Annotated in this window: 13 protein-coding genes; 7 read left to right on the forward strand and 6 right to left on the reverse strand. The window is 71.2% G+C overall.

Features of this window, described 5'->3' with window-relative positions:
* The first annotated feature begins 92 nt into the window (after positions 1-92).
* Complete coding sequence (locus tag AC07RM_RS03400; protein ID WP_495332990.1) at positions 93-509, forward strand: DUF1801 domain-containing protein; 417 nt, start codon at positions 93-95, stop codon at positions 507-509.
* A 170-nt stretch (positions 510-679) separates the two neighbouring features.
* Positions 680-2,557, forward strand: a complete 1,878-nt coding sequence (locus AC07RM_RS03405; RefSeq protein ID WP_495332992.1) for a CocE/NonD family hydrolase — start codon at positions 680-682, stop codon at positions 2,555-2,557.
* Between the two features lie 12 nt (positions 2,558-2,569).
* Here the strand turns inward: AC07RM_RS03405 and AC07RM_RS03410 are convergent, their stop codons facing one another.
* Both AC07RM_RS03410 and AC07RM_RS03415 read right to left on the reverse strand, forming a co-directional pair.
* Complete coding sequence (locus AC07RM_RS03410; protein WP_495332994.1) at positions 2,570-3,169, reverse strand: NAD(P)-dependent oxidoreductase; 600 nt, start codon at positions 3,167-3,169, stop codon at positions 2,570-2,572.
* Entirely contained in the window at positions 3,169-3,876 is a 708-nt protein-coding gene (locus tag AC07RM_RS03415; RefSeq protein WP_495332996.1) for an NIPSNAP family protein, read from the reverse strand. Before AC07RM_RS03415 ends, AC07RM_RS03410 begins: the two co-directional genes overlap by 1 nt.
* Before the next feature lie 86 nt (positions 3,877-3,962).
* Between AC07RM_RS03415 and AC07RM_RS03420 the strand changes: the two genes are divergently transcribed.
* The 5 genes from AC07RM_RS03420 to AC07RM_RS03440 all read left to right on the forward strand — a co-directional run bounded on the left by AC07RM_RS03420 (position 3,963) and on the right by AC07RM_RS03440 (position 9,292).
* Positions 3,963-4,829: an IclR family transcriptional regulator gene (locus AC07RM_RS03420; RefSeq protein ID WP_431514377.1), complete on the forward strand. Its 867-nt coding sequence runs from the start codon at positions 3,963-3,965 to the stop codon at positions 4,827-4,829.
* Between the two features lie 157 nt (positions 4,830-4,986).
* Complete coding sequence (locus AC07RM_RS03425; RefSeq protein ID WP_296785943.1) at positions 4,987-5,832, forward strand: helix-turn-helix transcriptional regulator; 846 nt, start codon at positions 4,987-4,989, stop codon at positions 5,830-5,832.
* 79 nt (positions 5,833-5,911) lie between these two features.
* Complete coding sequence (locus AC07RM_RS03430) at positions 5,912-6,502, forward strand: hemerythrin domain-containing protein (protein ID WP_093347053.1); 591 nt, start codon at positions 5,912-5,914, stop codon at positions 6,500-6,502.
* 2 nt (positions 6,503-6,504) lie between these two features.
* The gene (locus AC07RM_RS03435) at positions 6,505-8,280 is read left to right on the forward strand and encodes an FAD-dependent monooxygenase (protein WP_495332999.1); all 1,776 of its coding nucleotides are present in this window, start codon (positions 6,505-6,507) and stop codon (positions 8,278-8,280) included.
* A gap of 28 nt (positions 8,281-8,308) precedes the next feature.
* Positions 8,309-9,292 (forward strand): Bug family tripartite tricarboxylate transporter substrate binding protein, encoded by a 984-nt coding sequence (locus AC07RM_RS03440; RefSeq protein ID WP_495333001.1) that lies wholly within the window; start codon positions 8,309-8,311, stop codon positions 9,290-9,292.
* A 3-nt stretch (positions 9,293-9,295) separates the two neighbouring features.
* Here AC07RM_RS03440 and AC07RM_RS03445 read toward each other — a convergent pair whose 3' ends face one another.
* The 4 genes from AC07RM_RS03445 to AC07RM_RS03460 all read right to left on the reverse strand — a co-directional run bounded on the left by AC07RM_RS03445 (position 9,296) and on the right by AC07RM_RS03460 (position 11,835).
* Positions 9,296-9,490, reverse strand: coding sequence for a hypothetical protein (locus tag AC07RM_RS03445; protein ID WP_143129235.1), 195 nt, complete (start codon positions 9,488-9,490; stop codon positions 9,296-9,298).
* Between the two features lie 125 nt (positions 9,491-9,615).
* Positions 9,616-9,909, reverse strand: coding sequence for a type II toxin-antitoxin system RelE/ParE family toxin (locus AC07RM_RS03450; protein ID WP_495333003.1), 294 nt, complete (start codon positions 9,907-9,909; stop codon positions 9,616-9,618).
* Positions 9,910-9,924: 15 nt separating this feature from the next.
* The gene (locus tag AC07RM_RS03455; protein ID WP_495333005.1) at positions 9,925-10,200 is read right to left on the reverse strand and encodes a CopG family transcriptional regulator; all 276 of its coding nucleotides are present in this window, start codon (positions 10,198-10,200) and stop codon (positions 9,925-9,927) included.
* Positions 10,201-10,413: 213 nt separating this feature from the next.
* The gene (locus tag AC07RM_RS03460) at positions 10,414-11,835 is read right to left on the reverse strand and encodes an amidohydrolase family protein (RefSeq protein WP_495333007.1); all 1,422 of its coding nucleotides are present in this window, start codon (positions 11,833-11,835) and stop codon (positions 10,414-10,416) included.
* Between the last annotated feature and the right edge of the window lie 6 nt (positions 11,836-11,841).

An 11,841-nucleotide genomic window follows, 5' to 3' on the forward strand; every position in this document is an offset into this window, starting at 1 on the left:
TTTCTTCCGGCATGCGCCGCGCGTATGCAGAATGCGTTCCCACGCAGGGGGCCGGATCCGCCCGGCCCCATGGAAGAAAGCCAGGAGCACCCATGAAGAAATCCGAGTCGGGCACCGACCCCGCGATCTCCGCGCAGATCGACCAGAAGATCGCCGAGCTCGGCGACTGGCGCACCCAGACCCTGGGCCGGATGCGGCAACTGATCAAGGAGGCCGATCCGGAGATCGTCGAGGAGCTCAAGTGGATGGGCACGCCGACCTGGTCGCACGACGGCATCGTCTGCACCGGCGAGTCGTACAAGGGAAAGGTGAAGCTGACCTTCGCCAAGGGCGCTTCGCTCGCGGATGCGACCGGCCTGTTCAATGCGAGCCTCGAGGGCAATGCGCGGCGCGCGATCGACATCGGCGAAGGCGAGACGGTCGATGCGCAGGCCTTCAAGGCGCTGATCCAGGAAGCGGTGGCGCTCAACGTGACGAAGAGCGCGGCGAAGGCGAAGCGGGGCAAATAGGGCGCGCACGCGGGGCGGGAGCGGCGCCGGCACGGCCCGAAAGCCAGACCCGCCCCTCTCACTTTCGGGGGGGTGCCACCGCTGCGCCATGGGCATCATGCGCAAAGGGCGAGAAGGGCGCGCGCGCAAGCGCCAAGCCCTCGGCGGACATTTCTCGAGGACACCGAACCATGAAAACGACCATCGCGACACTGCTCGCGCTCGCCGCGGCATGTGCCGCGCCGCTGTGCTCCCATGCGCAGGAGGCGAAGCTCGACCCCGACACCGGCCTGCCGGTGGCGCGCCCCTTCGCGTTTCCCGAACAGGGCCCCGCGGCGCCGTTCTGGGACCGCCGCCTCACGGGCTACATCGCCACCGCCGACGGCCACCGGCTGCGCTACACCGTGCTGCTGCCCAAGGGCCCGGGCCGCTTTCCCGTGGCGCTGACCGTCAACGGCTACGACGCCGGCTCGATCGGCGGCTCGGCCTACCTCAAGCACCAGACCTCGATGGCGCTCGACCTCGACCAGCGGCTGCTCGAGGCCGGCTATGCGGTGATGGGCGTCAACACCGCCGGCACCGGCTGCTCGAACGGCCCGCTCGAATACACGCGCCCGCAACTCGGCCGGCACGGTGCCGAGGCGGTGGAGTTCGCGGCCGCGCAGCCCTGGTCCGACGGCAACGTGGGCATGGTCAGCGCCTCCTACGGCGGCTCCTCGCAACTCGCGGCGGCGCAGTTCCGGCCGCCGCACCTGCGCGCCATCGTGCCCGGCGTGCCGCTGGTGGACTACCGCGACGCGCTGATGCCCGGCGGCGTGCTGCAGCCCGGCTTCATCACGCCGTTCCGGGTCGTGTTCCGCGCTTACTGGCACCAGGTGGTGGCAGGCACCGCGAAGGAGGAAGGCGACGCGGGCTGCCTGGCGCAGATCGAGAAGAACCTCGCGGCCGAGGAGAACCGCTCGGTGATGAACCTCTACCTCTCGCATCCGCTGCGCGACGACTACATGAACAGCTTCGACCTGTCGCGCCACGCCGACCGCATCGAGGTGCCGGTGCTGTCCTTCGAGTCGTTCCAGGACCAGGCGATCACGGCGCGCGGCGGCCACTACCACGCGAAGCTCGATCCCGCGAAGCTGTGGCGCTTCCAGTCGAACGGCCGCCACGACATGTACTTCGCCACCGCCTTCCAGGCCACCGCGCTGCGTTTTCTCGACCGCTTCGTGAAGGGCCGCGACAACGGCTTCGAGCGCGACACGCCGCGCACCACCGTGTGGATGGAAGCCTCGGGCGGTGGCCGCACGCCGCTCGAACAGCGCGCCGCGCCGGTGCCGCGCTGGGTGGTGCAGAAGGGCCCGATCCAGGCCGGCGACCTCGCGGTGCGCGAGTTCCGCCTCGGCGCGGGCGGCGTGCTCTCCGCGCAGGCCGTGCCGGGCGCGGCCGACGGCTACGACTACCCGGGCGTTGGCGTGGCCGTCAACGACGTGGCGGGCAACGGCTTCTGGGGCGCGCTGCCGGCCGACTGGAAGAAGACCAGCCTGGCCTACACCTCGGCGCCGCTGGCCGCCGACATGCTGGTCTACGGATCGGGCAGCGCCGACCTCTGGGTCACGGCTGACGGCGGCGATGCCGACCTGCAGGTCACGGTCACCGAACTGCGGCCCGACGGGCAGGAGACCTACGTGCAGCGCGGCTGGCTGCGGCTGTCGAACCGCCGGCTCGACGCGGCGCGCTCGACGCCGCTGCTACCCGTGCATCTCGAGCAGCCCGACCAGCTCGAGGCGCTGCTGCCCGGACGCCCGGTGCTCGCGCGCGTCGAGCTGCACAGGATGGGCCACTACTTCCGCCAGGGCTCGCGGCTGCGCATCTGGATCGACACGCCGGCCCAGACCGGCGGCATGGTGTTCGACACCTACTCGCTGAAGCAGCGCATCCACGTGCTGCACACCGCGAAGTACGACTCGCTGGTGCGCTTCGGCGTGCTCGAGGACGTCAAGGGGCCCGCGGCCTATCCGGCCTGCGGCACGGTGCTGCTGCAGCCCTGCCGGGCCGATCCGCTGGCTGTGCCCTGAACGGCCCGCGGGTCAATCGCCGATGCCGACCAGCTGCCTCGAATGGCGCCGGGCCTCGAGCTCGTCGACCAGCGCGCAGGCGAAGTCGGCATACGAGATGCCGCTGCGGCCCTGCGCATCGCTGACCAGCGCCCCGACCGCGCAGCGGTAGCGGCCGCTGCGCTCGCCCGGCGCGATGCGCGCGGCGGGCGCGAGGCAGGTCCAGTCGAGCCCCGAGGCCGCGAGCAGGGCCACCGCCTCCTCGTGCGCCTTGACCTTGGGCAATAGCTCGGCCGGGAAGTCCGCCGTGTCGGCCAACCGCCGGCCCGGCGCCACCGCGAGGCCACCGGCACCGCCCACGGTGACGATGCGCGCGACGCCCGCCGTGCGCGCGGCCTCCAGCATCGAGGCCGTGGCACGCACCAGCAGCTGCGCCAGCTCGGCCGGCGCGCCATAGGCGCTGACCAGCACGTCCCGCCCCCGCAGCCCGCGCGCGAGCGCCGCCGCATCGAACACGTCGAATTCGGCGCGCGGCAACGATCGCAGCAGGTGGCCGCGCCGCTCGGCCTCGAGCGCGATGTGGCGCCCCACGCGCCCGCTGCCGCCCACCAGCGCGATCTTCAGCGGCGGCATCAGGCGATGCGGCCCAGCCCGGCGCGGATGGTCGCGCCAGGCGCAGGCTCGAGCAGGTTGACCTCGGCGCGCTGGAACAGCGCCGTGCCATGGCGCGCGCGCTGCGCCGCGAACTCGGCCTGCAGCGCGGCATCGCGGTCCAGCCGCTGGCGGCCGGCATGCCAGGCCGCGGCATCGGGCCAGGCGTAGAGCAGCACGATCTTCTGCATGCCGGCACCGGCCGCCATGTCCCACACCGCGAGCACGCGCGCGCCGGCCTCGCGCACGCGCGGCAGCCAGGTCTCGTGCAGGAACACATTGGCGTTGGCGTTCTGCCCGGGCGCGATCTGCTGCTGCACCAGCTCGTGCAGGCCGCCCACGGGCTCCGCGGCCTCGGCCGCCGCGAGCGCCGGCCAGGCCGCGTTCGGCTTCAGGAAGAACAGGTCGTGGCGTTCCACCATCTCGTGGCCCGCGTTGGTCTCGGCGCGCACGCGCCACCATTCGGCATCGGCATAGAAGCTGGCCCACACGGCCTCGCGGTGCGCATAGTCGCGGTAGGCCATCAGGTAGGCGAAGCGCGGCGCGTCGGGGCCGGCCACGGCCTGCCAGCGCGCGACGCAGTCGACGCCGTGCTTCTCGAACAGGGCCGGGAAGTGGCGGTTGAAGCGGTCGTGCACGTCGGCCATGCGGCCCGGTGCCACCGAGTAAAGGCGCAGTTCGTGGATCATGGCCGCCACCATAGCCATCGCGCGGCGGCTGTCTGTCCCGCCGCAGGGGGGCAGGCAGCGACTATGCCCGTGCTAGTCTCGTGCGGATGGTCCCGCCCTCCCCCCTGAAAGATGCGAAGTCCGGCCATGGCGCCGACGAGACGACCGGCGCGGGCCCCGGTGCCGGTGACGAGGACGCGGGCGGCGTGCAGGCGGTCGACACCGCGGTGCGCGTGCTGTCCGCGCTGATCGACACCGGCGCGCCGCTGATGCTCAAGACCGTGGCCGAGCGCGCCGAGATGCAGCCGCCGAAGGCGCACCGCTACCTCGTGAGCTTCTGCCGCAACGGGCTGGCCGAGCGCGATGCCGCCAGCGGCGGCTACCGGCTCGGGCCGCTGGCGGTGCGGCTGGGCCTCGCGGCGCTGCGCCGGCTCAACGTGGTGCAGGTGGCCTCGCCCACCCTCGGCGAGCTGCGCGACGAGCTCGGCTTCACCGTCGGCCTCGCGGTCTGGGGCGCGGCCGGCCCGACCTTCGTGCGCTTCGAGGAGACCAACGACGCGCTGATCATCAGCGGTCGCCCCGGCTCGGTGATGCCGATGCTGACCTCCTCCACCGGCCGCATCTTCGGCGCCTACCTGCCGGCCTCGGTCACGGCGCCGCTGATCGATCGCGAGCTCTCGGGCGTGCCGCATCCGGGCGCGACGCCGAACCCGGCGGCCGGCCGGATGACGCGCGCCGATGTCGACGCGCTGTTCGAGTCGGTGCGCAAACGCAAGCTCGCGCGCATCCAGGGCGACCTCAATCCGGGGCTGCACGGCGTGTCGGCGCCGATCTTCGACCACGCGGGCGCGGTGGCCGGCGTGATCACCGTGATGGGCTCGGCCGGCCTGATCGACACCCGGCTCGACGGCCATGTGGCGACCGTGCTGTCGGCGCGCGCCGAGGACGTTTCGCGCCGCATGGGCTGGGGCTGAAACCGCCTGCCGCAGCGCAGCGGAGGGTTTCTCCTCACACAGTCAGGATTTCGATGAGCGTAATCTGATTACGGAATTTGAAACCTGCCCGGAACACAGAAGTCCGGGCAGCGAGCGCCCTCGAAGGCGCATGGCAGCACCCCAGGAGACAACGATGATGACGGTGACGATCCAGGACCGGCCCCCGGTCGCCTCCACCTCGGAAGCGCAGCTCGCGCGCCTGGTCGACGGCATGGGCAGCGAGCGCTTCGCCCCCGCGCTCGCGAACTACCTGCATGCGCTGTGCGGCGCCGATCACTTCGCGGCGTTCCGCCTCGGCCAGGACGAACTGCGCGAAGTGGCGGCCTGCTGCGTGCAGCCCGAGCGCACCGCGCGCGACCGCGTCGAGAGCTACGTCAAGCAGGGCCTGTGGAAGCACGACCCGGCCATGACGGAAGCCCAGCGCCGCGTCGACGGCGCGGCCGCTACCATCATCCACGTCGACTTCAGCGACCACGAGTACGACGACCTGCGCCCGCGCGTCTACCCGCACGTGCGCGACCGCATCCTGCTGTGCGGCCGCGGCACCAACGGCGCCTTCGGCCTCAGCGTGCTGCGCGCCGACCCGCACACGCCGTTCGCGCACGACGGCATCGAGCGCCTCGCGCAGGCGGCCGAACTGCTGCTGGCGATGCTCTCGAAGCATGCCGACGTCTGCCAGAGCCGGCCCGACGTGTCGCAGGCGCTGACCACGCTCGACGAGATCGAGAACTGCATCGTGGCGACCAGCCCGCTGCCGCGACGCGAGGCCGAGGTCTGCGCGCGCATCCTCTACGGGCTGTCGTCGGTCGGCATCGCGCTCGACCTCGCCGTGAGCGAGGAGACCGTGAAGACCTACCGCAAGCGCGCCTACCAGCGGCTGGTGATCGGCAGCGAACGCGAGCTGCTGACCTGGTACCTCGCGCGCTGGGGCCGCTGGAGCGCGGAGCGCTTCCAGACCATGGCCTCGCGCGCGCTGCACTAGCCCCCTCGAGCGTCCCCTGCAGCGGGACTGACCCCGGCGCCCGGCTGTGCCCCAATGAGGCCATGCCCGAGTCGCACCGATGCCACCCCTGCTCCAACCCTCCGCCGTCCAGCTGATCCTCGAGGATCACCAGGCCCTCGCGACGGTGCTGCGGGCCCTGGGCGACAGCGTCGAGCAGGCGCGCCGCTCGGCCCGCCGGCCCGATTTCGACGAGCTGCGCGCCATGCTGTTCTACCTCGACGAGATGCCCGCGCGCATGCACCACGCGAGCGAGAGCGAGCTGCTGTTCCCGAAGATCCGCGAGCGCTGCCCGGCGCTGCGCCCGGTGCTGGCCCGGCTCGAGGCCGAGCACGAGCGCGGCGAATCGTCGGTGCGCGAGCTCGAGCATGCGCTGACCGCCTGGGAGCTGATGGGCGAGGTGCACCGTGAATCCTTCCAGTTGCTGCTGCACACGCATGCCACCGTCTACCTCGGCCACATGGAGGTCGAGGAAAGCTACGTGCTGCCAGTGGCCGCCGACTACCTCTCGCCCGCCGACTGGCGCGAACTCGCCGAGGCGCTGGCGCGCCAGCGCGGCGACACCGATGCCGCGATGACGCAGGGCCACCGCGCGCTGTTCGCGCGCATCACCGCCCGCACCTCCTGCCCCGATCCCACGCTCCAGAAATGACCATGCAAGACATCGACGTTCCCGTTCTCATCGTCGGCGGCGGAGGCTGCGGCCTCGCGGCCTCGCTGTTCCTCTCGCGCCAGGGCATCGCCAGCCTGCTGATCGAACGCCATCCGGCGCCGGGCCGGCTGCCCAAGGCGCGCTACATCAGCCAGCGCACCATGGAGCTGCTGCGCCAATTCGAGGTGGCCGAGCGCGTCTACGAGCGCTCGATGCCGCTGGCCCACATCTCGCACATCCGCTGGTGCACCACGCTGGCCGGCGACGGCGAACTCGACCGTCGCACCTTCTACCGCATCGAATCCTTCGGCGGCGGCTCGCTCGCGCAGCACTATGCGAAGGACAGCCCCTGCGAATCCACGCTCTACCCGCAGGTGCGCATGGAGCCGCTGCTGCGCGAGCTGGCCTCGGCCGAAGCGAACGCGCAGGTGCGCTACCACCATCAGCTGCAGTCCTTCGAGCAGGACGAGGACGGCGTGACCGCGCGCGTGCTCGATCGCGACAGCGGCGAGGAGTACCGCGTGCGCGCGAAGTACCTGATCGGCGCCGACGGCGGCAAGACCGTGGGCCCGGCGCTGGGCGCGGTGATGAGCGGCGCGACCGACCTCGCGCACATGGTCACGGTCTACTTCCGCGCCGACCTCTCGAAGTACTGGGACGACGACCACTCGATGACCACCTGGTTCGTCAACCCCGAGGGCGGCTCCTGGGCCAGCGGCGTGCTGGGCCAGCTCGGGCCCACGCGCTTCGGCCGGCATTCCGAGGAGTGGATGTTCCACTTCAGCTTCCGGCCCGACGATCCCTCGCGCTTCGAGGAGTCGTCGCTGCTGCCGCGCATGCGCGAGCTGCTCAAGATCCCCGACCTGCATCCGGACATCATCGGCATCGGCCACTGGACGGTCGAGGGCGTGCTGGTCGACCGCTACCGCTGGGGCCGCGCGCTGCTCGCGGGCGATGCCGCGCACCGCCATCCGCCGACCACCGGCCTGGGCCTGAACTCGGCGATCCAGGACGCGCACAACCTGGCCTGGAAGCTCGCGGCGGTGCTGAAGGGCGAGGCGCACGACAGCCTGCTCGACAGCTACGAGGCCGAGCGCCGCCCGGTGGCCGCGTTCAACATCCAGTGGGCGCTGATGACCTTCCAGAACCACCAGCTCACCGATGCCGGCATCGGCCTCGTGCGCGGCAATGCCGAGCTGAGCCAGGCGAACTTCCGCCGCTACTTCGCCGACGACGCCGAGGGCCGCACGCGGCGCGCGCGCCTCGCGCAGATCATGGAAGTGCAGCGCATGGAATGGCAGGCGCACGACATCGAGCTCGGCTACCACTACGACCTCGGCGCGGTGATGCCCGACGGTACGCCCACGCCCGAGCGCGATCCGCTGGGCCAGACCTACGTGCCCACCACCCGGCCCGGCCACCGGCTGCCGCATGCCTGGCTCGAGCGCGATGGCAAGAGGATCTCCACGCTCGACCTGGTACGCCCGGGCCGCTTCACGCTGCTGACCGGCCGCCAGGGCTCGGCCTGGGCCGATGCCGCGGCCACGCTGGCGCATGGTGCGGGCCTGCCGGTGGACATCGTCGAGATCCACGACACGGCCGCGGTGCGCGACGTCGAGGGCACCTGGCGCTGCCTGCGCGGTGTCTCGTCGGACGGCGCGATCCTGGTGCGGCCCGACCAGCACGTGGCCTGGCGCGCCATGGGCCGCAGCGACAGCGCGCGCGGACAACTCGCGGCGGCCTTCGCGAAGATCCTGCAGCGCGATCTCGCGGCCTGACATTCCAACGAACGAGGAGACAGCCACCATGCAACGACGCACCCTGCTTTCGCTCCTGGCCACCGGCGCCCTGGCCCCCGCGACCTTCGGCGCCGCCGCGCAAGGCAGCTGGCCCAGCCAGCCGATCCGCCTGATCGTGCCCTACCCGGCCGGCGGCGGCACCGACTTCTTCGCGCGCCTGGTCGCGCCCGGCATGGGCGAGGTGCTGGGCCAGCCGGTGATCGTGGACAACCGCCCCGGCGCCTCCGGCATCATCGGCGCGACCGCCGTGGCCAAGCAGCTCGCGCCCGACGGCCACACCTTCCTGCTCGGCGACATGACCACCTACGCGGTGAACCCGGCGATGTTCGACAAGCTGTCGTACGACCCGCTCAAGGACCTGCGCACCGTGACCATGACGGCGAAGTTCGACTTCCTGCTGGTGGTCAATCCGAACACGCTGCCGGTGCGCAACCTGCAGGAACTGATCGCGCTGGCCGCGCGCACGCCCGAGGGCCTGAACTACGCTTCGCCGAGCGTGGGCACCACGCACCATCTCGCCACCGAGTTGCTGGCGCGCGAGACCGGCATGAAGCTGGTGGCCATCACCTACAAGGGCGGCGGCCCCGCGGTGCAGGACCTGCTGGGCGGCCAGGTGGGTTTGATGTTCCTCGACCGCGCCACCGCGCGGCCGCACATCGAGTCGGGCCGGCTGCGCCCGATCGCCGCCGCCGGCGCCAGGCGCATCGCGGCCTATCCCGAGGTGCCGACCGTGGCCGAGCAGGGCGTGAAGGGTTTCGAGGTCGAGGGCTGGCAGGGCTTCAGCGTGCGCACCGGCACGCCCGACGCCGTGGTGCAGGCGCTGCAGGCGGCCTATCTCAAGGCCATCGCGCCGGCCGAGATCCGGCGCAAGCTCGGCGAGGCGGGCATCGACCCGGTGGGCGGCACGCCCGAGCAGTTCACCCAGTACATCCAGTCCGAGACCGCCAAGTGGGGCCGCGTGGTGCGCGAGCGCGGCATCAAGGCCGAATGACGGCTACTTGAGGCAGGTCTTGGTGAAGACGCCGTCGTGCGCGGCCGTGGCCTCGCAGGCCGGCGCGGCGGTCTGGATGACCGTGGCGCCGGCGGCATCGTCCTTCTCCACCGCCCAGGCCATGGGCGCGAGGATCGCGAGGAAGAACGATCCCAGCAGGGCAGCACCGGCTGCCAGCGATCCTATTTTTTTCGTCATGTGCGGCTCCTGGTGCTTGCCGGGCAACAGGCCCGGCGCATGGGGACCGATGGTGGGGGCCGGGCGGGTGGGGACCCGTCAGTGCCGGAGCACGGCGCTTGTAGGCGGGCGCTGTATTCGCCGCGCTAGTGTTTGAACCCCGATTCGCGCTGCGCGCGAAGCGCAAGGATGAAGACGGTATCGATCTCGGCCAAGTAGCGGTAGAGCGCGACGTATCCACGAACGCCTTTGCCGATCACCAGCTCTCGCTTGCCTTGCCGCACCGGCCTTCCGATCAGCGGACTGTGGGCCAGGACTTGAATCGCCTGGATGATTTCGTCGACCCGCTTGGGCATGTCTACCGCTTGGTGAAGCACCATGTGCTCCACGAAGCGATCGATGTCCTCGAGCACGGCTGGGGCGAGCTCGATGTGCGCCACAGGGTCAGCTCGCCCTCACGCGCGCGCGCGCGGGCGGCGCGGCTTGTCTCCCTTGGCGCGGGCCTCGAGATACGCCTTGGCGTCAGTCCAGGAGACGGTCTGCCGGGTTTGCAGCAGCAAGGCCCACCGCTCCTCCGCCACGCGGTGCAGTTCCTCATCCATCTCGCTGCGCTCGACGGTCTCCGCGAGCGTGTCGAGGATGAATCCATGAGATGTCTTCCCTGCACGCTCCGCGGCCGCTGCAATCCTTGCCTTCAGAGCGTCTTCGATTCGAATGGTGGTGGTAGACATGCAGGTCCTTCTCTCGGCCAGCGGCCGCAAGCCAATGTAGCACAAGTGTGCTGCAAACGACCCATACCCTCAGCGCGCATCGAGAAAGAAGGCCCCTGTCATCGCGAGCCCCGTCAGCTCCTGATGCTCACCGAACAACAGGCCCGACGCATGGGAGTCAATGGTGGACACGTGTCAGCGCCGAAGCCCGGCGCTTGCATGCGGGCGCTGAATTCAGGACTGCAGGGCCGCCCCCGCCGCGGCGCGAATCCGCTCGGCCGACTGGCGCGCGCGGCGCATGATGGCCGGGGTGTCGTAGGCCACCAGGCGGCCGCCGCGCTTGACGATGCGGCCGTCGACCATCACGGTCTCGACGTTGGCGGCGCTGCCGCTCTGCACGATCGCGGTCTCGGCATTACCGACCGGGCCGATGTTGAGGTCGTCGGTGCGCACCAGGATGATGTCGGCGCGCTTGCCCTCGACGATCGAGCCCGTGACATCGCCGAGCCCCAGCGCGATGGCGCCGTTGATCGTCGCCATCTCGATCACCTCGTGCACGCCCACCGGCTTCGCGCCCGCGCTCGGCGTGCCGGCCCAGGGCACGCCGAGGTTCCAGGTGAAGCGCATCGCTTCGAACATGTCGGGCGGCGCGATCGAGGTGGCGTCGCTCGACAACGAGACCGCGAGGCCCGCCGCGCGCATCGCGAACAGCGCGGCGCGCGCGTCGCCGGTGCCGCTGAGGCGCAGCTCGGAATGGGTGGCGAAGCTCAGCGGCGTCCTCGTGCGCGCGAGCGCCGCGAGGTCGGCCGGGCTCGCGGGCACGTAGTGGGCGATCATGAAATCGGGCCCGAGGTAGCCGCGCCGCTCGTAGTCGAGCGCGTCGACGTTGTTGGGTGCTTCCTGCGGCGCATGGATCGCGACCGGCAGCCCGCTGGCCTTGGCGAACTTCATCTCCTCGTGGAAGACGGCCTCGGTGCTCTGCTGCGGGCCGCGCAGGTTCAGCCCCAGGTGCACCAGGCCGGCCAGCGGCGAACGTTCGCCGAACCAGTCGCGCCGCACGCGCGCCAGGTCCTCGTAGCGGTTGAGTTCATCGGCCGGCATCTGGTCGACGTGGCCATAGGAATAGCGCGCGCGCAGCAGCGACTGCCGGTGCGCGCGCAGCTCGGCGTCGGCATGGGCCGGCGAGCGCGTGTTGTGCGACCAGTTGTGCACGGTGGTGGTCCCGCCATGGGCCAGCTCGGCGCAGCCCAGCAGCACGCTGTTGTAGAAGTCCTCGGGCGTGTAGAGCGTGGAGGTCGCGCCCTTGGCCGGGTAGTAGGAGAAGCCCTCGCGCGCCGTGAAGCTGCGGCCGATCGCGCTCCACAGGTGGTAGTGGGAATTGACGAAGCCCGGCATCACGATGCGGTCGGTGGCGTCGATCACCTCGACGCCCGGTGCGCGCAGGCCGCGGCCCACCTTCTCGATGGTGCCGTCGCGCACCAGCACGTCGGCGCGCGGCAGGGTGCCGGTGGCGCGGTCGACCGTGATCACCGCGCCGTTGCGGATCAGGTAGCTGCCGCGGCTGGCCCGCGCCGGAGCGGCGAGCGCTGGCGCGCCGGTGGCGGCCACGGCCAGGGCGCCGGCCAGGCGGATGAAGTCTCTCTTGCTGGTTTGCATGGGCTG

This window comes from Variovorax sp. GW821-FHT09B05 (assembly GCF_059418265.1).

Coding starts and splice junctions, on each gene's coding strand:
- AC07RM_RS03405 (WP_495332992.1), top strand. CDS start 680: ATGAAAACGACCATCGCGACACTGCTCGCGCTCGCCGCGGCATGTGCC.
- AC07RM_RS03460 (WP_495333007.1), bottom strand. CDS start 11,835: ATGCAAACCAGCAAGAGAGACTTCATCCGCCTGGCCGGCGCCCTGGCC.
- AC07RM_RS03435 (WP_495332999.1), top strand. CDS start 6,505: ATGCAAGACATCGACGTTCCCGTTCTCATCGTCGGCGGCGGAGGCTGC.
- AC07RM_RS03430 (WP_093347053.1), top strand. CDS start 5,912: ATGCCACCCCTGCTCCAACCCTCCGCCGTCCAGCTGATCCTCGAGGAT.
- AC07RM_RS03445 (WP_143129235.1), bottom strand. CDS start 9,490: ATGACGAAAAAAATAGGATCGCTGGCAGCCGGTGCTGCCCTGCTGGGA.
- AC07RM_RS03410 (WP_495332994.1), bottom strand. CDS start 3,169: ATGCCGCCGCTGAAGATCGCGCTGGTGGGCGGCAGCGGGCGCGTGGGG.
- AC07RM_RS03440 (WP_495333001.1), top strand. CDS start 8,309: ATGCAACGACGCACCCTGCTTTCGCTCCTGGCCACCGGCGCCCTGGCC.
- AC07RM_RS03415 (WP_495332996.1), bottom strand. CDS start 3,876: ATGATCCACGAACTGCGCCTTTACTCGGTGGCACCGGGCCGCATGGCC.
- AC07RM_RS03400 (WP_495332990.1), top strand. CDS start 93: ATGAAGAAATCCGAGTCGGGCACCGACCCCGCGATCTCCGCGCAGATC.
- AC07RM_RS03425 (WP_296785943.1), top strand. CDS start 4,987: ATGACGGTGACGATCCAGGACCGGCCCCCGGTCGCCTCCACCTCGGAA.
- AC07RM_RS03420 (WP_431514377.1), top strand. CDS start 3,963: ATGGTCCCGCCCTCCCCCCTGAAAGATGCGAAGTCCGGCCATGGCGCC.
- AC07RM_RS03455 (WP_495333005.1), bottom strand. CDS start 10,200: ATGTCTACCACCACCATTCGAATCGAAGACGCTCTGAAGGCAAGGATT.